17 protein-coding genes and 1 pseudogene are annotated in these 23,168 nt (G+C 37.7%); 14 read left to right on the top strand and 4 right to left on the bottom strand.

The features are described 5' to 3' along the window. The 5 genes from ACMAYX_RS03495 (at position 1) to ACMAYX_RS03475 (ending at position 4,339) form a co-directional block, all read left to right on the top strand. Positions 1–1,914 carry an acetyl/propionyl/methylcrotonyl-CoA carboxylase subunit alpha gene (locus ACMAYX_RS03495; protein WP_146037771.1) on the top strand — a complete coding sequence of 638 codons (1,914 nt, stop codon included), beginning with the start codon at positions 1–3 and terminating at the stop codon, positions 1,912–1,914. A 12-nt stretch (positions 1,915–1,926) separates the two neighbouring features. Further along, positions 1,927–2,832, top strand: coding sequence for a hydroxymethylglutaryl-CoA lyase (locus tag ACMAYX_RS03490; protein ID WP_103216905.1), 906 nt, complete (start codon positions 1,927–1,929; stop codon positions 2,830–2,832). Beyond that, positions 2,832–3,647, top strand: coding sequence for an enoyl-CoA hydratase-related protein (locus ACMAYX_RS03485; protein ID WP_103216906.1), 816 nt, complete (start codon positions 2,832–2,834; stop codon positions 3,645–3,647). The genes ACMAYX_RS03490 and ACMAYX_RS03485 overlap by 1 nt, the downstream gene beginning before the upstream one ends. A gap of 85 nt (positions 3,648–3,732) precedes the next feature. After that, positions 3,733–4,014 carry a hypothetical protein gene (locus ACMAYX_RS03480; RefSeq protein WP_146037772.1) on the top strand — a complete coding sequence of 94 codons (282 nt, stop codon included), beginning with the start codon at positions 3,733–3,735 and terminating at the stop codon, positions 4,012–4,014. Beyond that, entirely contained in the window at positions 4,001–4,339 is a 339-nt protein-coding gene (locus ACMAYX_RS03475; RefSeq protein ID WP_412462746.1) for a hypothetical protein, read from the top strand. The genes ACMAYX_RS03480 and ACMAYX_RS03475 overlap by 14 nt, the downstream gene beginning before the upstream one ends. On the opposite strand, the gene ACMAYX_RS03470 is transcribed toward ACMAYX_RS03475, so the two are convergent. Beyond that, positions 4,320–6,365 carry an ATP-dependent helicase gene (locus ACMAYX_RS03470; protein WP_103216909.1) on the bottom strand — a complete coding sequence of 682 codons (2,046 nt, stop codon included), beginning with the start codon at positions 6,363–6,365 and terminating at the stop codon, positions 4,320–4,322. The genes ACMAYX_RS03475 and ACMAYX_RS03470 overlap by 20 nt on opposite strands. A 172-nt stretch (positions 6,366–6,537) precedes the next feature. Here ACMAYX_RS03470 and ACMAYX_RS03465 point away from each other — a divergent pair, with 172 nt between their 5' ends. The 6 genes and pseudogenes from ACMAYX_RS03465 (at position 6,538) to ACMAYX_RS03440 (ending at position 15,285) form a co-directional block, all read left to right on the top strand. Continuing rightward, positions 6,538–7,590, top strand: coding sequence for a C1 family peptidase (locus ACMAYX_RS03465; protein WP_412471547.1), 1,053 nt, complete (start codon positions 6,538–6,540; stop codon positions 7,588–7,590). A gap of 370 nt (positions 7,591–7,960) precedes the next feature. Beyond that, positions 7,961–9,390: pseudogene (locus ACMAYX_RS03460) on the top strand (FumA C-terminus/TtdB family hydratase beta subunit). A 31-nt stretch (positions 9,391–9,421) separates the two neighbouring features. Then, entirely contained in the window at positions 9,422–11,353 is a 1,932-nt protein-coding gene (locus ACMAYX_RS03455; RefSeq protein WP_412471546.1) for an acetoacetate--CoA ligase, read from the top strand. Between the two features lie 99 nt (positions 11,354–11,452). After that, entirely contained in the window at positions 11,453–12,175 is a 723-nt protein-coding gene (locus ACMAYX_RS03450) for a hypothetical protein (protein ID WP_103216911.1), read from the top strand. A 249-nt stretch (positions 12,176–12,424) separates the two neighbouring features. Next, complete coding sequence (locus tag ACMAYX_RS03445; protein WP_412470744.1) at positions 12,425–13,138, top strand: hypothetical protein; 714 nt, start codon at positions 12,425–12,427, stop codon at positions 13,136–13,138. Positions 13,139–13,146: 8 nt separating this feature from the next. Beyond that, the gene (locus ACMAYX_RS03440; RefSeq protein ID WP_412471545.1) at positions 13,147–15,285 is read left to right on the top strand and encodes a hypothetical protein; all 2,139 of its coding nucleotides are present in this window, start codon (positions 13,147–13,149) and stop codon (positions 15,283–15,285) included. A 63-nt stretch (positions 15,286–15,348) separates the two neighbouring features. On the opposite strand, the gene ACMAYX_RS03435 is transcribed toward ACMAYX_RS03440, so the two are convergent. From ACMAYX_RS03435 to ACMAYX_RS03425, 3 genes are all read right to left on the bottom strand, one after another. After that, entirely contained in the window at positions 15,349–15,930 is a 582-nt protein-coding gene (locus tag ACMAYX_RS03435) for a hypothetical protein (RefSeq protein WP_103216915.1), read from the bottom strand. A gap of 103 nt (positions 15,931–16,033) precedes the next feature. Then, positions 16,034–17,161 carry a hypothetical protein gene (locus ACMAYX_RS03430; protein WP_412471544.1) on the bottom strand — a complete coding sequence of 376 codons (1,128 nt, stop codon included), beginning with the start codon at positions 17,159–17,161 and terminating at the stop codon, positions 16,034–16,036. Beyond that, on the bottom strand, positions 17,162–17,521 hold the full coding sequence (locus ACMAYX_RS03425; RefSeq protein ID WP_103216917.1) for a response regulator: 360 nt from the start codon (positions 17,519–17,521) through the stop codon (positions 17,162–17,164). Between the two features lie 180 nt (positions 17,522–17,701). On the opposite strand from ACMAYX_RS03425, the gene ACMAYX_RS03420 reads away from it, so the two are divergent. Genes ACMAYX_RS03420 through ACMAYX_RS03410 form a run of 3 tightly spaced genes read left to right on the top strand, consistent with a single transcriptional unit; the run spans position 17,702 to position 23,105 of the window. Next, positions 17,702–21,808 carry a proline dehydrogenase family protein gene (locus tag ACMAYX_RS03420; protein WP_392991542.1) on the top strand — a complete coding sequence of 1,369 codons (4,107 nt, stop codon included), beginning with the start codon at positions 17,702–17,704 and terminating at the stop codon, positions 21,806–21,808. Further along, the gene (locus ACMAYX_RS03415; RefSeq protein WP_103216919.1) at positions 21,808–22,614 is read left to right on the top strand and encodes a pyrroline-5-carboxylate reductase family protein; all 807 of its coding nucleotides are present in this window, start codon (positions 21,808–21,810) and stop codon (positions 22,612–22,614) included. Before ACMAYX_RS03420 ends, ACMAYX_RS03415 begins: the two co-directional genes overlap by 1 nt. Beyond that, a complete protein-coding gene (locus tag ACMAYX_RS03410; RefSeq protein WP_103216920.1) occupies positions 22,614–23,105 on the top strand; it encodes a PaaI family thioesterase in 492 nt (163 codons plus the stop codon). Before ACMAYX_RS03415 ends, ACMAYX_RS03410 begins: the two co-directional genes overlap by 1 nt. Positions 23,106–23,168 lie beyond the last annotated feature (63 nt).

Below are 23,168 nucleotides of genomic sequence, written 5' to 3'. Positions count from 1 at the left end.
ATGGCAACTATAAAGAAAATTGAGAAAGTATTAATCGCCAACCGCGCTGAGATTGCACTAAGAGTTATCAAAACTTGTCGCACTCTTGGAATTAAAACAGTAACTCTTTACACTTTTGAAGAAAGAAATCTTCCTCAAAGAGAATTTGCAGATGAGACTTATTACTTAGAAGGAAAACTTCTTAGTGAAACATATCTGAATATGGATAAGATCATTCAAATTGCAAAAGATAGTGGATGTGATGCAATTCACCCTGGTTATGGTTTCTTATCTGAAAACGCAATATTTGCTCAGAAAGTAACTGATGCAGGTCTTGTGTTTATTGGACCAACTCCTGAGCATATTGTTCTTATGGGAGATAAGAAAGGGTCTAAAGACAAGATGATTGAAATCGGTGTGCCTGTTATTCCAGGATACAATGGTGAAAATCAAGAACCTGAATTCTTAAAGTCTGAAGCTGATAAAATGGGCTATCCTGTACTGATTAAAGCATCTGCCGGTGGTGGTGGAAAAGGGATGAGAGTTGTTAATGACTCGAAAGACTTTCTTGCTGAACTTGAAAGTTGTAAGCGAGAGGCCCTAAGCTCATTTGGTTCCGATATTGTCTTGATTGAAAAATTCATAACAAGTCCACGCCATATTGAAATTCAAGTAATGAGTGATACTCACGGGAATCACTTTCACTTTTTTGAAAGAGAATGTTCAATTCAAAGACGTCACCAAAAAATTATTGAAGAGTCTCCTTCTTTGGCCCTAAGTGATGAGCTTCGTAAAAAGATGACTGATGCAGCTGTTAAGATTACAACGGCCATCGATTATCATGGTGCTGGTACTGTTGAATTAATTCTTGACGGTGAAAACTTCTATTTTCTTGAAATGAATACAAGATTACAGGTTGAGCACCCTGTCACTGAAATGGTAACAGGATATGATCTTGTCGAATTACAGCTTATGGCAGCAAGTGGTGAGAGATTTGAGTTTACTCAAGATGATATTAAGCAAGTCGGGCACGCTATTGAATGTCGTATCTATGCAGAAGATCCTGATAATGACTTTATGCCAGCAATTGGTCGCCTTGAATATATTGGGGATGCAATTGAGGGGATTCGTCTAGACACTGGTTATAAGAATGGAAACTCAATCACTGTTAACTTTGACCCAATGATTGCAAAAGTTATTACTTGGGGAGCTGAAAGAAATGAAGCTGTAGGAACAATGATTGCAGGTCTTAATCACCTTCCATTTGAAGGTTTAACAACAAATAATGACTATCTCGTAAGAATTTTAAAGCATGAGGCATTCCTTGCTGGTAACACTTATACTCACTTTGTAAAAACTTATGAAGCAGATCTTGCACCTGCTGAAGTTTATGCAGAAGAGATTGCTGCTGCTCTTGCTCACGATTTCTTAAAAGATGATATCATGTTTGATTCTTTTAGAATGAGCGGTGACCAAGGTGAAAAGAGAATTTATGACTTTGGAGAAAATACTTTTGAAGCTTTCTTCAAGTTCTCAGGTGTGAGTACTCTTGTTGTACGTTTTGAAGGCTTTACTTGTACTGTTGATATTGAAGAAGATGCTCTTTGGATTAACGAAGTTCCATTCCATATCTTAACGCAAAAGAATGCCTATATTGTAAATAGTAAGCGTGTTGAACTTTCACGAAGTGTTGCGAAGCGCTCTGGGGCTGCTACAGGTGAGGCCCATGAAATGAGCTCGCCAATGCCTGGGAAAATTCTTAAGGTTCTTGTTCAAGCAGGACAAGAAGTTAAAATTGGTGATGCTCTAGTTGTTATGGAGGCCATGAAAATGGAACATACTGTAAAGGCATCTCGTGATGGTAAGATTGATGCTATACTAGTTCAAGAAGGCCAAACAATTGATGGTGGAGTTGACCTCGTAGAATTAAACTAATTCGGATTAACTATGACTAAAAAAATTAAGATTGTTGAAGTTGGACCTCGCGACGGATTACAAAATGAAAAAAGTTTTGTCGCCACAGAAGATAAGCTCGAGTTTATCAAGCTTTTAAGTGAGACAGGACTTTCAACAATTGAAGTAACAAGCTTTGTTCGTCCTGATAAGATTCCTCAAATGCAGGATGCAGCAGAGCTGTATCCTCAGGTATTAAAAATCACTGAAGATAAGGGGATTGCAACTCCTTGTTTAGTACCCAACTTAAAGGGACTAGAGCTTGCAAAGAGTCTTGGGGTGAAAGAGATTAGTATGTTTACTGCAACATCGAATACTTTCAACCAGAAGAATATCAATGCAACTATTGAAGAGGCCCATGCAAGACAGATTGAAGTGGCAAAGGCCGCTCTTGATGAAGGAATGAAAGTTAGAGGCTATCTTTCAACAGTTTTTGGTTGCCCTTATGAAAAAGAAATAAAAGATAAATCAATCGTTGATGGAATCCAAAGATTATTAGATCTAGGGTGTTACGAAATATCATTAGGGGATACTATTGGTGTCGCTAACCCTAACCAAGTGCGAAGAATTACAAAACTAATTAAAGATCACTTTGGTTTAAAACAGATGGCAATGCACTTTCACGATACAGAGGGGATGGCCCTCGCTAATATCTACGCTTCTTTAGAAGAGGGGATTGAGGTTTTTGATTCATCTGCAGCAGGTCTTGGCGGTTGTCCATATGCAAAAGGTGCAAGTGGGAATGTGGCAACAGATGACGTTGTTAATCTCTTACATAAACTTGGTTTTGATACAGGCGTGGATATGGATAAACTCCATGATGCTAGCTCTTTTATTATTTCTAAAATCGGTCACACTGCACCGTCTAAGTTTTTTCAAGCTTATAAAGGAAGGAAGTAATGTCTATTTACGGCTACGAATTTGAACACTTAAAAATTGAAAAGAAAGACGCAACCCTTTGGGTAAGTCTTGATAATACTAAGATGGCAAATGCTATCACTAATAAAATGATTGCTTCTCTTACTGAAGTTTTAACATTCGCTGATGGTGATCCAGATATTCGCGTGATCGTTCTTAGAGGCGAAGGCGACAACTTCTGTGCCGGTGGTGATATTAAAGCAATGATTGCTCGCAAAGGAATGTTTGCAGGTGAGTCTTTTGAGCTCAGAAATCGTTACTCACGTGGAATTCAAAATATTCCTCGAGTTATTGAAAGGCTTCAAAAACCAATTATAGCAATGGTTCACGGTGGTGCAATTGGAGCTGGATGTGATCTTGTAGCGATGTGTGATCTTGCCGTCGCAAGCGATGATGCGAAATTTGGTGAGACTTTCTGTAAGCTCTCTCTCGTTCCTGGAGATGGTGGGCCATTCTTTTTAACTCGAAAAGTTGGTTACACAAAAGCAATGGAGATGTACTTAACGGGCCGTATTTATACTGCTAAAGAGGCCATGCAAATGGGCCTTGTTAATAATATCGTAACAGGTGAGGACCTTGAGCTTGCTGTATCTGCTTTTGCAAATGAAATAGCTGCTAATGCTCCAGTTGCAGTACAATTGACAAAGACAGCAATGAAGCGTGCTGCGCACGATGATCTTGAGTCTCATCTCAATTTAATGAGTGCATACCAAGGAATTGCACAAAGAACGAATGATCACTTTGAGGGACTTTCAGCTCTAAAAGAGAAGAGAAACCCAGACTTCAAGGGAAATTAATATTAATATAATCGTAATGGGCCTTTTTGCCTTCTTTCTTTCGTCTTGCTCTAGCACCCTCTATAGTGGAGATGGTGAGAGGCTTTTGCATATTTCAAAACATGCAAATCGAGAGGCCATTACGTTAAAAGCAAATCACGAAATTCAAAATATGTTTTATGGATCACTTCCGAAACAGCATCATATAAAACTAGGTAATGATTTCTTTCGTCGTCGAAGTGAGTATGTTTCACGTGTTGAAATTCAAGAGATTGAATCTCCACTTGATCAATTTATAAAATTTTTAAGTTTTGGCCTTTTTTCCAAAAAGCAAATTGAAGTTAAGGCGGCCACTGATATTGGAGAGAATGAGTATGAAGTTTACTAGATTTGTCATTCTCCCTTTTATACTGTTCATTACTTCTTGTGCATCAAGTGGAGTTAAGCTCAATAGTCAATTTTGTGCTTCTCCAAATGGTATTTGGGCAAAAGCAGACGATAAGCTTGATTATCGTGTTTCAAAAAATATTTCTGGCTTTGGTATTGAAGAGCGTAGAATTAGAGATATTTTTAAGCAAAGAAGTTATGATTGTCGCAAGGTAAGTAAGATGCGTGTGACGATTAAACAGGGATTTTTTGAAACACTACTTAGCCTTATCCCAGGTTACTCTTCCAATACTGTTATCATTGATTTTAATCTAGAAGATTCATAAGTCCTGAAAAGAAATCTTTCTTATAGGCGTCGACTTCTTCTTGAGTTTCAAGGTGACCGAAGTTTTGACGGTCTTGTTTAACAAAGTATTTTTTTGCATCATCAGTGCATAGAAAGCGTGAGTGATGGCGTGTTAGCATATTGCCGTATATTTTTCTTTGCTTACACACTGTCATGATAAGCTTTTCTTGAGCGCGAGTAATCCCTACATAACAAAGTCTACGCTCTTCTGCGTCTCCTTCGCCATTAACAATTGTTTTCTTGTGCGGAAGGATTTCTTCTTCGACTCCAACCATATAAACTTGTTTAAACTCAAGCCCCTTTGATGAGTGAAGAGTCATCATCGTAACTTCATTCTTTCTTACATCATCATCTTCGTCTTCATCTTTTGTATCCTGAGAATCTTGAAGCATAAGCTTTTCCATGAATTTATCTAGGGTAGCTTGCTCCTTAAAATTCTCTGTAAAACGCGCCGCTGATTCTATGAAGAAGTGAATATCGTCTTTTTTACGTGAAGCCTGCTTAACTTGGTCATAGCATTTGTCGATATATTCAAAATACTTTAGATCATCCGTAAGACTTGTGATTGCCTGACTAAGAGGTAGTCTTCCAAAATACTCTTTTGCACTTTCAATAAAATTAATAAATGTTGTAATCTTATCCGCTCGTGTACCCGCAAGTTCAGGTGCATTTTTCATTGCACTAAACAGATCGATCTGATGGGCCTCACTTTCTTCTAGAAATTTCTCTAAAGTCTTCATTCCGATTCCACGATTTGGAACATTTAGAATTCTTCGAAGCGCCATTTGATCGGCAGGATTTTTAATGACCGAAAGATAGGCCATGATATCTTTTACTTCTTTTTTCTCGTAAAATTTTTGGCCACCGATAATTGTATAGGGAACCTGAGAAAGTCTTAGCTGCTCTTCAATTGGTGCTGCTTGTGTATTTGAACGGTAAAGAATTGCGATGTCACCTAAATGCCCACCTTTAGATTGGTGAGAGATAATATCTTCAACAATGATTTCCGCCTCGTGTTCTGTATCTTCAAGCTCCCAAAGGATAGGCCTGTGATCACTTGGTTTATCTGACCACAGTGTCTTGTCTCGACGATCTGTATTTTCTTGAATAACAGCGTTAGCAAGTTTTAGGATCGGTGAGATTGAGCGGTAATTCTGCTCTAGCTTGATAACTTTTGCACGAGAGTAATCTCTTTCGAAGCCAATGATATTTGAAATATCGGCACCTCGAAACGAATAGATTGCTTGATCATCGTCACCAACAACACACAGATTATCGTGGGCACAAGTTAAGTGTCGAATAAGTCTAAATTGAAGTGGATTTGTATCTTGGTACTCATCTACCATGATGTACTTAAATCCATTTGAATATTCTAAAGCGATTTCGGGATTCTCATCAAAGAGCCTAACTGTTAGAAGAAGAATATCATCAAAGTCGATGGCATTATAAAATTTAAGCTTCTCTTGATAAAATTCGTAGAGAAAATTAACTGCGTGATCATAAGGATCTTCTCCATCAAAGAATGGCGAATCAGCAAAGTCCTCAGGCTTAATCCCTTCGTTTTTAAGCTTTCCAATCTTAGACTGAATAACTTCTTTCTTAAATGAGCCCTTGTTATCGTGATAAAGTCTAAGACCTTCACGTATGATACTCATTTGATCTGTTTGGTCGTAGATCGAGAAGTTCTTATGGTAACCCAAATGAGTAATTTCTTTCTTAAGAATTTTCAGACCTAGTGAGTGAAAAGTCGCTAAAGTCATTCCTTTAGATTTATTCTTTCCAAGCAGGCCGTGAACTCTTTCTTTCATTTCCTTTGCGGCCTTATTTGTAAATGAAACGGCCAGAATCTGTTTTCCAGGAATATGCAGGTTATCAACCATATGCGCAATTCGGTAGGTGATTGTACGTGTTTTACCACTTCCAGCACCTGCTAAAATTAGTACTGGGCCTTCGATGGTCTCAGCCGCCGCGCGTTGTTTGTCGTTTAATCCTGCCAATGAAATCATGCGTATAATGTGCCTTTAGAAAGGCGATTAGGCAATCTGTTTGTTGGTATGGGTTCCTGGATACTTTTCGGGATGCTTAGCATAATTACTTCATGCCACGCATCCCGAAAAGTATCCAGGAACCTTGCATTGCATCTTGATAAAGCCGAGCTAAAGAGTCAGAATTTCATACATGAACACAACACACCTTAGATCGATTTTATTGAATTTAATAATTCTACTTGGTGCACTATACACCCAAGCATCTGAGCTTCCATCGCGAAGTGATATCCATGCATTAATTGGCCAACAGACTTCCGTTAAGTCTCAAGGCTCCCGTGGTACATGCACTATGTTTAGTGCAATTGGAATTGTTGAGCACTTACTAATTCGTAAGCATGGGGTTCTACCGGTTGAGCTCGATTTGTCTGAGCAGTGGATGGAATATCTCATAATGAAGGATAAGAGTTGGGAAGGTTCAACAACATCTAAAAATATGCGTGCTATTCTTGATTGGGGAGTTGTTTACGAAAAAACTTGGCCTTACTCTCGCAAGAAATGGCCATCTCTTGAAGATGACTATCCTGAAATCACTATGGCCAAACAAACTTGTGGCCATTTAGTAGAGCTTCCAAAGTATCTACAGTCTTGTTTACTTGGGCAGCGTGATCCTCGTTTATTTGAAATGACTGATTATGATATTGCTCAAATTGATCCTGATTTTATTCCAATTAGAAAAGAGGCAATTTATTTAAGAGACACTTTAGTGAATGATCTTTATTCAAGAAAGAAGTCTTACATGTCGAAAGACTTATCCAAAATTAAGAAATGGTTAAGTCAAGGAAAGTCAGTTATTCTAGGAACTAAGTTGTACTATGGATCTTGGAATGCAAAAAAGACTCAGACTCTTGAGATTCAAGAACGTGATAAGAGCAAATGGTATGCAGGCATTGTTGGCTATCCTGAAGTTGGAACACGTGATCGTCGAATTTCGGGAGAAAAAGGCGGGGGCCATTCGATGATTCTTGTTGGTTATGACGATGATGTTGTTGTGAAGACTAGAATGCAGATGGAAGATGGCTCTTGGCAGGAATTCGAATATAAGGGTGTTTATTACTTTAAGAATTCTTGGGGAGTTAAAGGCTTTGGGAAGAAGTTTAAGTTAGATGAAGTAAACTATCCAGGTTATGGAATGATTACTCAAAAATATGCACATGATTTTGGAAATTTTTTCTATATAGATTAAGGAGATGGCCATGGCCAAGAAGAAAGTAGCAAAGAAGAAAGTTGCTAAAAAAGCAACTAAGAAAGTAGCAAAGAAAGCAACTAAGAAAGTAGCAAAGAAAAAAGCAACTAAGAAAGTAGCAAAGAAAGCAACTAAGAAAGTAGCAAAGAAAGCGACTAAGAAAGTAGCAAAGAAAGCAACTAAGAAAGTAGCAAAGAAAGCAACTAAGAAAGTAGCAAAGAAAGCAACTAAGAAAGTAGCAAAGAAAGCGACTAAGAAAGCGACTAAGAAAGTAGCAAAGAAAGCGACTAAGAAAGTAGCAAAGAAAGCGACTAAGAAAGTAGCAAAAAAAGCAAACCCAACTAAGGACCTTTTTAACTCACTACTTGAACTGATTAGAGTTACTTCAACTGTTCTTCCTGACGACATTCAACGTGTTGTTCTTGATGCTCTTCATAGAGAAGAAAAGAATACTACGGCCGAATATGCAATGAATATCATTCAAGCAAATATTAAAATGGCAGAGCAAAAATCTCAGCCACTATGCCAAGATACTGGAACAATTGTATTCAAGGTTTATCATCCAAGAGACTTTGATCAGGATGCATTCAGAAAGGTATGTGAAAAAGCCGTTCTTGAAGCAACTAAGATTGGATACCTAAGACAAAACTCTGTTGATTCACTAACTGGTAAGAACGATTGTATGAATGTTGGTGGTGGACACCCAGTAATTAAGTTTGAGCAACACAAGTCAAAGAATCTTGACGTTAAGCTTATGCTTAAAGGTGGGGGTTGTGAGAACGTTGGTGCACAATACTCACTTCCAAATACTGAATTAAATGCAGGCCGTGACCTTGATGGTGTAAGAAAAGCAATCCTTGATTGTGTTCAAAAAGCACAAGGTAAGGGATGTGGACCAGGTGTTCTAGGTGTATGTATCGGTGGTGATAGAGGAACTGGACATGTGGCCGCTAAGGATCAATTCCTAAGAAAGCTAGATGATAAAAACTCTAAGCCTGAGCTTGCTGCACTTGAAGCAGACATCGTTGAAACAGCAAATAAACTTGGTATTGGGCCAATGGGATTTGGTGGAAAAACAACTCTTCTAGGATGTAAAGTAACAGACCTTAACCGTCTTCCTGCTTCATTCTTTGTTTCAGTTTCTTATATGTGCTGGGCATTTAGAAGACAGGGCGTTTCGCTTAAAGCAAATAATACAATCAATAAATGGTTATACTAGGAAGAGGTTAGAACATGAAACGTTTAGACTATCCATTTACAAAAGAACAAATTAGAGAACTTAAAGTAGGAGATATGGTTTTAATCTCAGGAAAGATGTTTACTGGACGCGATGCTGTTCACAAACGTCTTCACGAAGGAACAAAGCCACCAGTAGATTTAAATAACCAAATTATCTATCACTGTGGTCCAGTTGTACTAGAAAACAAAGATGGTACATATGAAGTTAAGGCCGCAGGACCAACGACTTCAATCCGTGAGGAACCATACCAGTGGGAAGTAATGCGTGACCACGGAATCCTTGGTGTTATTGGTAAAGGTGGAATGGGGCAGAAGACTCTTGACGGTTGTCGCGAGTACGGATGTGTATACTTCCATGGTATTGGTGGAGCAGCACAGGTTTTAGCTGAAAAAATCAAATCAGTAGACAATGTTTACTGGCGTGACCTTGGTTCTCCTGAAGCGATTTGGGAATTAACAGTAGAAGAGTTTCCTGTTGTTGTAACAATGGATGCTCACGGTAATTCTCTACACGCAAAAGTTGAAGCAGAGAGTGCTGAAATCCTTAAGGGACTAGTTTAGTTTATTTAAAAACTTTTTGAGGTTTTAAGAAGTGAATAAAATTTTATATACGCCAAGTAGTGAACGTATCCAATCATCAAATATGATGGAGTTTATTAGACAAATTAATAAGTCCCAAGGCTTGGACTGTAAGTCTTATTACTCACTTCACAAATATTCTGTCGAAAACCCAAAGAGTTTTTGGAAAGAACTCGTTAAGTTTTTTGATATCGACTATACGGGAGATCTCGAACCAGTATGTACTGATTTGAGTTTCGAAAGTTACGGTTGGTTTCCAAAAGTTAAACTTAACTTCGCTAAAAATCTTTTAAAAAATGGCCGTGACATATCTATCGCTTTAAGTAGCGTGAGAGAAAGCGGCCAAACTCAAAAAACTTCTTATAAAGATTTAAAAAATACAGTGGCGGGTTTGCAAGATGTGATTAAACCACATATTGCAAAAGGTGATGTCTTGGCCTGCTATATGCCAAATATTGCCGAAACTGTTGTTTCAATGCTTGCGACGACTTCACTGGGTGGTGTTTTTACATCGACTTCATGTGACTTTGGTGTTGAAGGTGTGATTGACCGCTTCGGACAATCAAAACCAAAAGTTCTTGTTACTGTTAATGGTTACGAATATGGTGGAAAGTATTTTGACTTAACAGATAAGATTAATGCTGTTGTTAAAGCTGTCGACTCAATTGAAAAAGTAATCGTTGTTGACTTCAAGGGGAAAGGCCTTGATGCAAGTTCAATACACAAAGGCGTTAGCTGGTCTGATGTGGTTAGACCAATTGAAGAAGAGATATTGTATACTGAGTGTGACTTTTCCGACCCTCTCTATATTATGTACTCTTCTGGGACTACAGGTAAGCCTAAGTGTATCGTTCATAGTGTCGGTGGAACTCTCGTTAATCATATTAAGGAGCTTGGCCTTCACTCGGATCTTAAGGAAGACAAATCAATTTTCTTCTTCACCACTTGTGGTTGGATGATGTGGAACTGGCTTGTTTCTTCTCTTTACTTTGGATCTACTGTTGTTCTTTATGAAGGCTCGCCGGGCTATCCAACTTTTGGTGATTTCATTTCAATTATTGAAAAAGAGCAGCTAAATATTTTTGGAACAAGCCCAAAATTCTTAAAGGCCCTAGAAGATACTGGAATTGATCTTTCACAATATGATATGTCATCTCTTGAAACGATTCTTTCTACAGGTGCACCTCTTCTTCCTGAACAATTCGATTATGTTTATACGAAGTTTAAAAAAGACATTCAACTTTCAAGTATTTCTGGTGGTACAGATATTATAGGTTGTTTTTTCTTAGGAAACCCAATCCTTCCTGTCTTTAGAGGGGAGCTACAATGTGCTGGTCTAGGAATGGATGTTACTTGTTTTGATAGTCGCGGAAAGGAAGTCCCTGCTGGTGAAGAAGGTGAGTTAGTTTGTCTACAAAGTTTTCCTTCACGCCCAATCTACTTCCTAAACGATGATGATGGTCAGCGTATCAACAAAGCATACTTCTCGGAGTTTAAGGGAGTGTGGCATCACGGTGACTTTATTAAGATCACTGAGGCTGGTGGTGCGATGGTTCTTGGCCGCTCTGATGCGACTCTTAATCCAGGAGGTGTCCGCATTGGTACTGCTGAGATTTACCGTCAAACGGAGACGATTGACTTTATTGAAGATTCAGTTTGTGTTGGAAAGAATGTCGACGGCGATGTTGAGGTATGGCTCTTTGTCGTAACGAAAGATGGACATGAACTTACTAAGGAAGATTGTAAATTTATTAAAACTCGCATACGAGAAAATACAACACCGAGGCATATGCCAAGACGTGTAATCCAAGTAAAGGGAATTCCATATACTCGCTCTGGAAAGAAGATGGAGATGGCCGTAAGTCGTCTTATCAATGGCCGTGCTCTTGATAATGTTCAGGCCGTGGCAAATCCTGAGACTTTGGATTTTTTCACAAATCTCTAAGCTTTCTAGGCAATTGATTTTATTTGATTCTGTAAATTTCCTCTTTGGCCATTGGCGTAACACCCGATGAGCATAGATAGTACAAAGAGGGGACATATCATGCGAAATTTTATCTATCTATTTCTTGCGCTTAATTGCGCAATCATTCAAGCTGAAAGTCCAAATTCAATTGAATGCTTAGGTGGAAGTTTCGAAACACTTGATGCTCTAAATGTTAAGAATGTACGAAAGCTTGCCTCATCAAATTCTCAATCGATTGGGCCTATTATCAATTATGATTATAACTATCCAAAGCTACCTAAAAATATAAAAGAGATTTTAAGTCCTGACTTAAGAACTGTTTGCGATTTCTATGCTAAGGCCAATCCTACGGATCCATTTTTTCAAGACATTCGTGACAATATTACAAAGAAATATAAAGATGGTGATGATACTGATTTCTTCTTTAAGTATCTTTTAGTTCTACCTTGCTGGCACTATTCTAAAAATATGTTTGATTACTTTACGTCTGGTAATGAAGCTAATACTAGGGCAGGTATCGGGCTCTTGTTTGGTGATATGATGCATCCATTATTTGGTGGAGCTGATCCAAATACTTTTATACGTATCTGGCGTGAGGGGAAGATGTTTGAAGGGCCAATGTATATTGTCTATGATCATCTTCTAAAAAATTATTCAAAATCTGAGCGCTTTAAAATTGAATATCTGCCAATTGTGAAACGACTTAAACATCCTAGGTATATTGCAAAGTTTCCGAAAAAATCTCTAGAGCAAATTAAAAAGGAAGAACCTGATATGCCAATAACATTACCAATGCCGTAGAAGCTAATCGAGTTGCCAAATTTTATTGGGGCCCAATTTATGAGCAATCAAGTGCTTAGGCCCTCTCTTTGTTCTTAATTTCTAGTTCATTTATAATAATAGCTGAGGCGTTATCTCTAGTAATGACGTGTTTTCAATTACTTAGTGAATAGGTTCACTCAAGTAAGTTATTGAAATTATGCAAGATTTTGTGAACTAAACCCTAAAGTCAAATATTTTGCTTCCGATTAGTTCACAAAGGATTAGTTTATGAGGAAGTTGATTTTATTTTCTATTTTAGCACTTTCAACGCAGTTAAGTATATTTGCTGCAAGTGGAAAGGACTCTGCAAATGAGGCAACACCTGATTGTTTAGAGAATGCTATTCCAAATACTCTTGATTCTAAAAATACGAATAATATTGAACAAATTGTCGAATTACAAAATGTAAGAAGTCATGGAGCAAATCCTAATTATCCTATATTCCCTGATAATATCGATGAAATTTTAAAGCCTGATAAACGAACGGTTTGCGATGCCTATGCAGTTCCGAACGAAATCGATCCATCGTATCGTTCAGTTATGAAACATATTGATAAGACTTATAAAGATGGTGATCATAAAGATTTCTTTTTTAGATACGTTTTATCTATGAACTGTTGGCCATTTCGTGAGAACTTCTTCGCCTATATGATTAAAGGTGGAAATGTTGGTCATGCGATGGGAAATATTATGAAGTCTCCATATGGTGGGCTTGATCCAAATGCATTTATTCGAATTGAAAGAGAAGGTCGAGTTTTTGAGGGGCCAATGTATCATGTTTATGAATATTTAGAGAAGAATTATAAAAATAAATCTGAGTCTTCGAATGAATATATAGCTGCAATGAAAAGACTAAAGTCTTCTCGCTATCAATTATATCCAGTTAAATCACTTAATCAGATAAAGAAAGAAGAACCAAATATGCCGATATCAATAAGGTGATTTAGACATTGAAAATATTTAGAATTCTTTTAATATTCTTATTTACTCTTAATGCTCACAGTGAGTGTAGAAGTGGAATTGTCGCAATTTTTAAATCAAGCACTATTGAGGAAATTTCACAAAGCATTGGCGGAGTGAAGGCAAAGGTAGGTGAGTCTTGTAAGAGCTCAATTGGATTAGAATTAAACTCTGATTCGTATTGTGAATGTATTTCAAAAAATCAAGACACTGACTTTGATGTTAGTCGTAAGATGTTTCGCCAAAAAAATGGGAAAGCTTTAAAAAGTATTATTTTTGATCTTGCTGAAACTATCGCGGTAAATGATAATCCAGATCTTACTCTTAATTGTAAACTTCATGACACCTTAGTCAATAATTGTGATGCGCAAATGATTAGTGAAATGTTTCCTGAATATGAGGGAACAAATTTTTCACAAGAAATGTTTGCGGATTATTTAGAAATCTTTAATACAAACTCAGGTGGTGGAAAGAAAACAATTGATCACTTCCGCTCAAATTCGTGTTCGTCTACTTTTGTTCGAAAGAGCTCAATTGAGGGTAATACAGCAAGTGTTCAGGCCGAACTAGATAAATCGTGTGAACAGTTTACGAGCCAAGTTATTGGCCTATGTCAAAATGAATCATTAACTGGTGTTGAATATGATAATTTTGATTTCGATTTACCAACATTAGAAAATGTCGATTCTTTTAATTACTTTTGTAAAATAAAAGATCGTCCAATAAAAGATATCAATACCGATAATAATACATTATCAAATCTATTCTTAGCATATGAGAAGAAAGACGAAGAAGTGTCTCCTTTATGTAAAGAAGTCTGTATTGATGAAGCACCATACTCTGTTAGAGGCTGTCAAGTTGATACTCAAAAAGCGATTGTGGCCCTTAAAAGATTGATCGCTAGTGAAAATGTTAATAATGAGGAAATAACTTTTTTAAAAGAAATTATTGGAAACCAAGTTTCCAATGATGTTATTGAAGGTAAAATCAATGACGATGATCTAGCGTATTTTAAGAAAAATCTTGATGACGATGATTACAATAATATCGTTCAAATTGTAAAAACTGGAAGAAATCAGGCATCTGTGAATCAACAAGACTCACTAGTTTCTCAATTCTTTGCAACGGAAAAATCCGAAGCTGTGTCAACAAGTCTTGCCTCTAATGACAAGTCAAAACCAGCTCCTGCTCAACCTACAGCTGCTCCACAAGAGCAGTCAGTGCAGCAAATTCAACAACAAATGATGGATGCCGTACCTGAACAACAGGCGGCCATGAATAGCTCAACTCAGCCCATAGGGCCGAGTCAAAATCGTGCTCTAACTTTTGGACGTCGTGGAAAGTCTAATAATGCTTCAAAGGCAACAAAAGATATCGTTGCTTCAGTTAAGGCGTTAAGAGAAGCGGGGAGCTCTCTTGCAAGTGCTCTAGAAGCACAAAAGAAAAGACTAAAAAGAGAGAGAGAAAAGATAGCGCGTGAAAATCAAGATAAGTACCAACGTTATGATGCTGAAACTCTAGAGCCAATTGAAAGAAGTAGAAGAGGAAGAGGTACAAACGGAGCAGCTAATTATCCGATCGCAAATGTTGCAAGTGCCGGATCTGGTGGTGGATCAAACTTTGCCACAGGTGGCGCAGGAACTTCTTCAACAGGTAGTTCTACTTTTACACAACCTGAAGCAAAAGCAACAGTTGTTGATATCACTGGACGTTCAGCGCCTAATATTGATTTAAATAATCTTCAAAGTTCTGGAGCAACTCTGCCGGCTTCGATTACAAATCACCCAGATGCATCTGAGATTTCAAAAATGTTCAATGGCCTTGCCTATGAGAAAGATGAAAAGGGTAGAAGTATTGCAAGTGAAAAAGGTGAGGTTAAAAAGATCAAGGTTTCTTGGGGTGCTGAGAGTATCGATCTCGGATCACTTCTTATCAATGCCAAGGACCTAAAGCCTGGTGAAGAATTTATTGTCTACAAAGGTGATATGGATAAGTTTGTAAGGCTTACTCCAGCTTATCGCTTTCAAGCTGGAAAGCGTGTCTTTATCGGCTACCGAGTTGAAAATCGAAATCGTAATAATGCAGACTTGGCCGCAAGTCTCTATGCCAAGAAATTTTTAATTCTATAATTCTATTTAAATTTATATTATGAAATTTTGCGCCCTTGAAAATGACTTCAAGGGCCTTTTGATTTATTGAACTTCTTCAGAAGGAAGATCGTCTGATGAACCATCATTTGGTTCAGAAGGCTCTGTCGGCCCTGGCTTAACAGGAGCTTCTGTTAGTCTCTTGTAGATAACAATTAGGCGATCTTTTTCGGCATTAAAAAATAACACTAAGTAAAAGTCGTCAGATTGTTCTTCTCTAAAAGATTCTAGATTTCCAGACTGCTTTAATGAGTCAGCTTTTGTCGAAGAATAGAAATCTTCGATCTTCTTTGTGTCTTCATATGAGAAACGAGTTGAACCAACATGATCTGTGGCAAGTGTGTCCATGATGATATTGATTTTTTCGTCTTTTAAAAGAAGTTGAAGTCTAGTTTCACTATCACCAACAATAGCACTTTGTAGCTTCTCTTTTAGCTCTTTTGAGAAGTCTGCATATGAACATTTATTAGAGATAAACACTAGTTCATTTCCTGGCTTACTCTCTAGCCCAATAAGCTTTTCTTGAGTTAACTCAAGGCATGGCTGAGGAGCAGGTTGTTGGTCTTGCTCACCAGTATTTGCAAATATCGGCAATGCAAGTAGTAGTGCTAGTATTGTTTTTTTCATTTCCCTAATTCCCTAATATTATTTGTTGATATGGGCATCCTCCCATAATTGGCCTTATCAGGCAAGTCTTTGTGCGGCGAGTTGTAGAATGTACTGGATATAACTACTTGATTTTCTTCGCACCAGAGTATTGAAGTCGGACTTCATCGCTTAGCCACTGGCCTGCAACGTCCTCATTCATGAAGTCATCACAGTATCTAGCAGGATTTCCACGAGGAAATTTCTTTTTACCGTCGTAAAAACTGAGGCAGATCTGAGCATAGTTTTCAATGTACTCTGGAAAATTCTTTGCGAATCTCTTGATGATAACTTTCGTTTTGGTGCTGGCCTTCCCATTTCTGCGATGAAAAATTTCACCTCTTAGGGGGTGGTATTTTAGAAGATCAGTTAAAACCTTCTTTCTGCTGTCGTAATTGGCCGATAGCTCTTCCATTTTGTTCCAGGCCATATTCATCACCGGGCCAGGAATTGGATTTGTTAGGAGATAGTTTGTTAGAAAAACAGATTTTAGCTGCTCATCAATTTTGTCGAATGCATTGAATGTAAGAAATATGATTTCACTATTGTAGTCACTAGGTTTAAGTAGAGATTCTAAATCACTCTTTGCGAATCCATTCAAGCAGTCCGGATTAAAGATATCCTTTGCCTTCTCAATAATTGAAGCCTTTGTATCTGTTCGTGAAATCTCTTTAACAATAATTTGTAAGAATGCCTTTTGACCTTGCTCCTCTCGACAGTAATAAATTGAATCGTTACTTTTTAAGGGTGCCTTAACGAGGTTATCGTATTTACTCTGTAAAGAGTTTGAGAGTGTTTTATAGATATCAAAATCAATATCAGGATAACGTGCAGAGTGAGATATATATGTATCTAAATCCTTTTGGCAGTCATTACACTTTTGAAAATAAAGTCTGGCATACTTTGAATAGGCCAGAGTGAAAAAGGCATAGGCCTTTAAGTTTTTATTCTCGATATATTTAGTAATAATTTTGAACTGAGTACTATTAATTTCATTCTTTGTTATTAAGTCTTCAACGTAAGAAGTTGCCATTTCACGTGTCATCTTCTTCCACTCAAAATCTCTTTGAGACGGCCTTACGTCTAAGAAGTGCTTCATGTATTCACGGTGAGACTTGTCTTTATAAAGCACACGTAGGTCATCCATCGTATAAGTGACGGCAGATACCTTTACAGAAAGAAGTGTGATTAATAAACAAATCAAATTGCGCATTTAAATAATGTCCTCGATTACTGAGAATAGAGTTTCTTTTTTAAAGGGCTTTTTAATGAAGTGAACCTTACCTTGAAGCTCGTCATTATCCAGTTCTTCATCACCAGAGATGATAATATACTTTAAAGTACCGGCCTTCGGACTGCTTTCAAAACGACGCACAACTTCTGCACCATTAATTACTGGCATATTCTTGTCTGCAATGACGATTTTAAGATTGTCGCTAATATTTTCAAAGTAGTGCTCTACGTCAACTTCGCCGCTTAGTGCTAAAGTTTCATGGCCACCTTGGCTTAGGGTAAGAGCAAAGAGCTCAGCAATATTCTCATCGTCATCGATAAATAAGATCTCTTCATTCATATATTTATTTTCCCAAATTTAAGGTCATTTCAAAAGTAATTTTTAGTAATTTATTGCTATGGGTTAAATGTGTGAATTTTGTTTTTTAAACCTTTACTTTAGTTTATTATACCCGCTGATAATTAAATGACAAAAGAAATCAACTTTTCGTTAAGAAACACACTTTAATTTGGAGTTAATGTGAAGCTACCTGTGGTTAAAAGCACACAATTAAATGATACATTTCGCTTAGACTATTATGATCATTTTGGGCCTCTTATACTGGATGGCCAACAAATCAAAGAATCGATTAAGAAAGATTTACTATTTTGGACAGAGTTTGATTCTTCATTCAAGTTTCAAATTGGTCTTGAAGGAGTTCAATTCTTATTGGGAATTGATAAGGACGAAAAAGTACTTCGTCTATGTAATATTAAATTAGCAAATGAGATATTTTTACTCGATAACTTTGTTGGTGAAGAGAGTGAGGAGTATAAAAAGTTTAAAGCACACGTTACAAAAGTGATGAGTGTTAAAATTGCTGATTTTCCAGGTGTAAGTAATATTATAACTCACCGTTATGGACTAACTAAACTAAGTGAAATTGAAGATAAGCCTGTTTCTGAAATGTCAGATACGATCACTAAGAAGCTTCTTTCTTTTCTTAATGATTACAAACCCGTTTTCTTTGAAAAGATTTCTGACTTCGCTCTTGGTCTTACTGCAAATTATGCACTTCTTAGAATTCACCTGCTTAAGTTCTTAGCAATTCTTCCTTCTCTAGATCATGATAAAGAAGGAAAAGAGGTAAAGCGAATTCTAAGAGAGTCTCTGAGAAGACTTATTCTTGATTCTAAGAAAGCAAAAAGATTAGACTTGAAGGGGGATCGCCAACCTCTTCCTCCACAGTTAGTGGTTCTATTTTATTTTGTTCTTCTGGCCGTTCGCATTTTTCCGGCCAAGGCGCTGGCCAATATTGTACGTTTCAAAGTTCGCTTTATGGCAAAGAGATTTATTGCTGGTGAGACAATTGAAAGCGCACAAAAGAATTTTGCAGCAATCTTTAATACGGGAAGAGATGTAACTCTAGACCAACTCGGAGAATTAGTTGTTTCTGAATCAGAAGCTGATAACTATATGAATGAGGTTTTAAATCTTGTTAATGGTTTTAGCATGCACATTACTCCAGGTAGTCGCAATAAAGCAGGTATCCTAAGAGCACACGTTTCAATTAAGGTTTCTGCCCTTTGCTCAGACTTCAAACCTGAAGCTTTTGATTACACTTATAACTTAGTTGCCCCAAGGCTTATTAAAATTTTAAAGACGGCTAAAGAGCAACAGGTATTTATTAATATCGATGCTGAACATTATCACTATCGTGATATCGTTTTTGAAATTTATAAGAAAGCTCTTCTTGAGACTGAAGAGCTTAAAGATTATGCAGATACAGGGATTGTTGTTCAAGCGTATCTTCGTGATTGTTATGACCATCTTCAAGACGTTGTTGAGCTTGCAAAAGAGCGTGGCATGATTATGCCAATCCGCCTTGTTAAGGGTGCATACTGGGATGCTGAAACTGTAGAGGCCGAGGCCCATGGACATAATGCTCCAGAGTTCTTAAACAAAGAAGAAACAGATATTAATTTTAGACAGATGATTTATGAGATTTACAAAGCTTTCCCACATATCAAGCTTTGTATTGCTTCTCACAACTTTGCGGATCACTCATACGCTGAAGCTTTAAGAGAAATTAAGTTTAAAGAAATTGATGAAATTGAGCACCAATGTCTTCACATGACTTATGAAGCACTTTCGACAGCTATGGCAAAGATGGGATGGGCCGTAAGAAATTATGTTCCAATTGGTTCACTTATCGTAGGGATGGCCTACCTTGTTCGTCGTATTATGGAAAACTCTTCACAAGTAGGAGTTTTAACAATCATGAGAAGTCATAAGAAGAATGCAAAGCTTATGGCGCCAAATGATATCTTTAAAAAGCACCAGAATGAAGGTCTTCTAAATTTAGACTCAACTCTAACTCAGGTTCATGGGCAATTTAGTAACTGTCCACCTCTAAAAACTTACCTTGAAAAAGAACTGAAGTATTTTAGAAGTGAATTTGAAAAGTTTGAACTAGGTAAAGACTATGCAACAGACTTTGCTCTAAGTGGAGAGTCTGAATCTGTTCTTTCTCCATCTGATGGAAAGAGTGTCGTTGGTAAAATTACTTTTGCCAATTTAGACGATACTGAAAGAGCAATCGATACAATTGATAATTCTTTCTACGAAGGTGAGTGGTCAAAGGCCTCTTGGCAAGAAAGAGCGGCCGTCATGGCAAGAGCTGCAGAGATGATGTATCTGCGTCGCAATTACTATTCTGCACTAATTATGCATGAATCAGGTAAGGCCATCGGTGAAGCTTTAGCTGACGTCGATGAAGCAATCGACTTCTTAAACTTCTATATTAGAAGGCTAGCTGAAGTAGGAGATAATGAAGAGTTTAAGGCCCGTGGCCCATTTGCCATTATTGCTCCATGGAACTTCCCTCTAGCAATTCCGTGTGGGATGACAGCTTCGGCCTTGCTTACTGGATCAACTGTTATCCTAAAACCAGCAGAGCAAACTCCTCTTATCACTTGTGAGCTTGTGGCGCTATTTCATGAAGCGGGTGTTCCTAAAGATGCCCTAATTCATCTTCCTGGAGTTGGTGAGACTGTTGGTCAGAAACTAATTGAGGATAAGCGTATTGCAGGTGTTATCTTTACTGGTTCAAAACCTGTCGGTGTTCATATTGCAAAGACTTGTGCAAAAAGACTTTATGAGAATCGCAACACAGGCAAGAGCTATCCAGTTCGTGTTATCACTGAAATGGGTGGCAAGAACGCTGTTATTGTAACAAATAATGCTGAGCTCGATGAGACAGTATCAGGTATTCTTTATTCTGCCTTTGCGCACGCTGGTCAGAAATGTTCTGCAGCTTCACGTGTTCTTGTTCATAAAGAAGTAAAAGACAAATTAGTTGCTCGCCTTAAGCAAGCTGCTAACGATATTTACGTTGGGCCAGCAACGGACTTTGCAAGTTTCATTAATCCACTAGTGAGCCAAGAAGAAAAAGATCGTCTCATTGCTCAAGTCAAAGAAGCAAGTGAAGAGGCAAATAAATACGGTGGAGTTGTCCACGTTAACCGCTCAGAAGAAAATCTTCCAGGTTACTGTGTAGGCCCAACAATTATCGAACTTCCAAAGTCACGTGCTTTAGAAAAAGATAGTTTTGCTTCTCGTGAGTTATTTGCTCCAGTTATCCATGTCGTTGCATACGATGATTACGAAGACGCGTTGAATATCTTTAATAGTGTTGAGTATGGCCTAACAGGTGGTGTTTTCTCTCAATCACAAGATGATATTGATTTCCTAACAAAGCGAATGCTTATCGGAAATAACTATATTAATAGACCTATTACAGGTGCTCGCGTTGCTATTGAGCCTTTTGGTGGTTTCAAGATGTCGGGGACAGGGCCAAAGGCAGGTGGAGTTGATTACCTAAGAAGTCTTTTTGTAAGAAGTAACTCTGAAGAACTTAAGACTTCTACTTTTGATAACGGAAGTGATTACGAACCAGTTGTATCTCGTAGCTCTTCTTCTGACCACTTTGTTAGACGTGAAAAAATGCTTTCAGCACTAGACGAAATCATTAGTAATTTTGGTCCATTATTTCCTGGGACGTTTGGAGAACAGAGACATGCTCTTAAAGATCTTAAGAAATGGCTTGAAGTTGACTATCTTGATTTCTTAAATAAGGGACGCGATAACCGTTATATTCCAGGACAAATCAATTACTCTGTATTTGATTGTAATAAAGACCGTGCACTTTATTTGAGTTTAAATGAAGAAATTAATATGCAAACATTCTTTGCTGTTCTTATGTCTTTAACAACTGGTACAGGTGTAACAATTCTTTGTTCAAATGCTGAAGCTTATCGTTGGTGGAATTATCTAATAGATATTCTTAAGAAGAATCGTTTCTCTAAAAAGAATATTGATTGTTATCACGTTAGCAAAGAAAAGATGCACACTCTGCTAAATGAAAATTTTGATGTTGTTATTTGTGACGGTGATCTTGAATCAATTAAAGAGTTTAACTCTGCTGTTGGTGAAAAAAATGGCCAATTTGTTATGACATCTTTTATTTCACCACTTGAGGATTATGTTAATGGATCATATTTTGATCTTTTCCATCTATTCTCATGTGAAAGAAGCTACGCTGTAAATATCATGAGGCATGGAGCACCGATGGAGTTAGACTCGTAATGAAGTATCGTCACTTAATTTTAGGAGCGGGTAATATGGCCCGCGCTCTAATCCCTGGTTTCATCGAGAATTCTGATGATTGTGAATTCCTTGTTTTTACACCAAGTGGTGATAAGGCAAAGAGCTTTGCACTGGATTTTGGTGCTACTTGGATAAAAGACCTAGAGGAGTTACGAAATACTCATATTGATTATCTTTGGGCCTGTTTTAAGCCTCAACAACTTAAGCAAGTGGCCCTTGAAATTGACTTCTTAACACATCCGTATCTAACGATTGTCTCACTCCTAGCGGGAAGTGATTCTCAGGCCCTAACTGAAAATTTGTTATCTGATCAAATTATTCGAATTATGCCAAATACCCCTGCCCAAGTAGGTCTTGGGGTAAATGCACTTTATAAGTCAAAGAGTGTTCATCAAGATAAGTGGAATGCTTTCTGGCAGGCCTTTAACTCAAGTGGGATTAACACCGTTTTCGACAATGAAGACGATATCGATACGATTACTCCTTTTTCTGGCTCTGGCCCTGCATACTTCTTTGAAATTGCACGTATCTTAATTGAGGATATGAAGGCACGTGGAATTGACGGCGAGCTTGCACATAGAATGATTGCGGGTACAATAGAAGGTGCTGGTCGAATGCTTTCACAAAACAATGATGCGCAAACTCTTCGCAATAATGTCACATCAAAAAATGGTGTGACTTATGAGGCCCTTGAATCTTTTAAAGAATCGGGAATGGAGGAGATGTTTAATCGTGCAATAGAGCGTGCTTATCAGAGAACACTTGAATTAAAAGGAAATAAGTAATGAAAAAGGTTTTAGATAAATTACCTGAAGGTTTAAGAAATACTGCATTTGTTAGACTCTTTGGTTTAACAAAAGTACCAATGATTTTTTGGCTAAGACCAACAGTACTTGAGCTTAGTGATGAAGTTACAGCTATCAAGATTCCTCTTTCTCGTCGCTCTAAGAATCATTTAAATAGTATGTACTTTGGTGCCCTTGCTTGTGGGGCAGACCTTGCTGGCGGTTTTGCAGCAATGAAGAAGACGATGGATAAGGGAAAGAGAGTGTCACTTGCTTTCAAAGAGTTCCATGCAGAGTTCTTAAAAAGAGCAGAAGGGGATACGGTCTTTACTTGTTCTCAGGGAAAAGAAATTGATGCTTTTGTTGAAAAAGTATTAGCAAGTGAAGAGCGTCACAATCTACCACTAGATATTATTGCAACTTGTCCTGATGTTTCAGGTGATGAGCCAGTTGCAAAGTTTACGATTACTCTTTCTTTAAAAAGAAAATAATTGCTCCTGAGGCGAACTGCTCGGGCGTGGACCCTCGCTCTCGATTAGTTTTTCAGCTAAAGA

The organism is Halobacteriovorax sp. RT-2-3 (genome assembly GCF_047085075.1).
Lineage (GTDB): Bacteria > Bdellovibrionota > Bacteriovoracia > Bacteriovoracales > Bacteriovoracaceae > Halobacteriovorax_A.
This window is presented reverse-complemented; position numbering and strand designations above follow the sequence as displayed.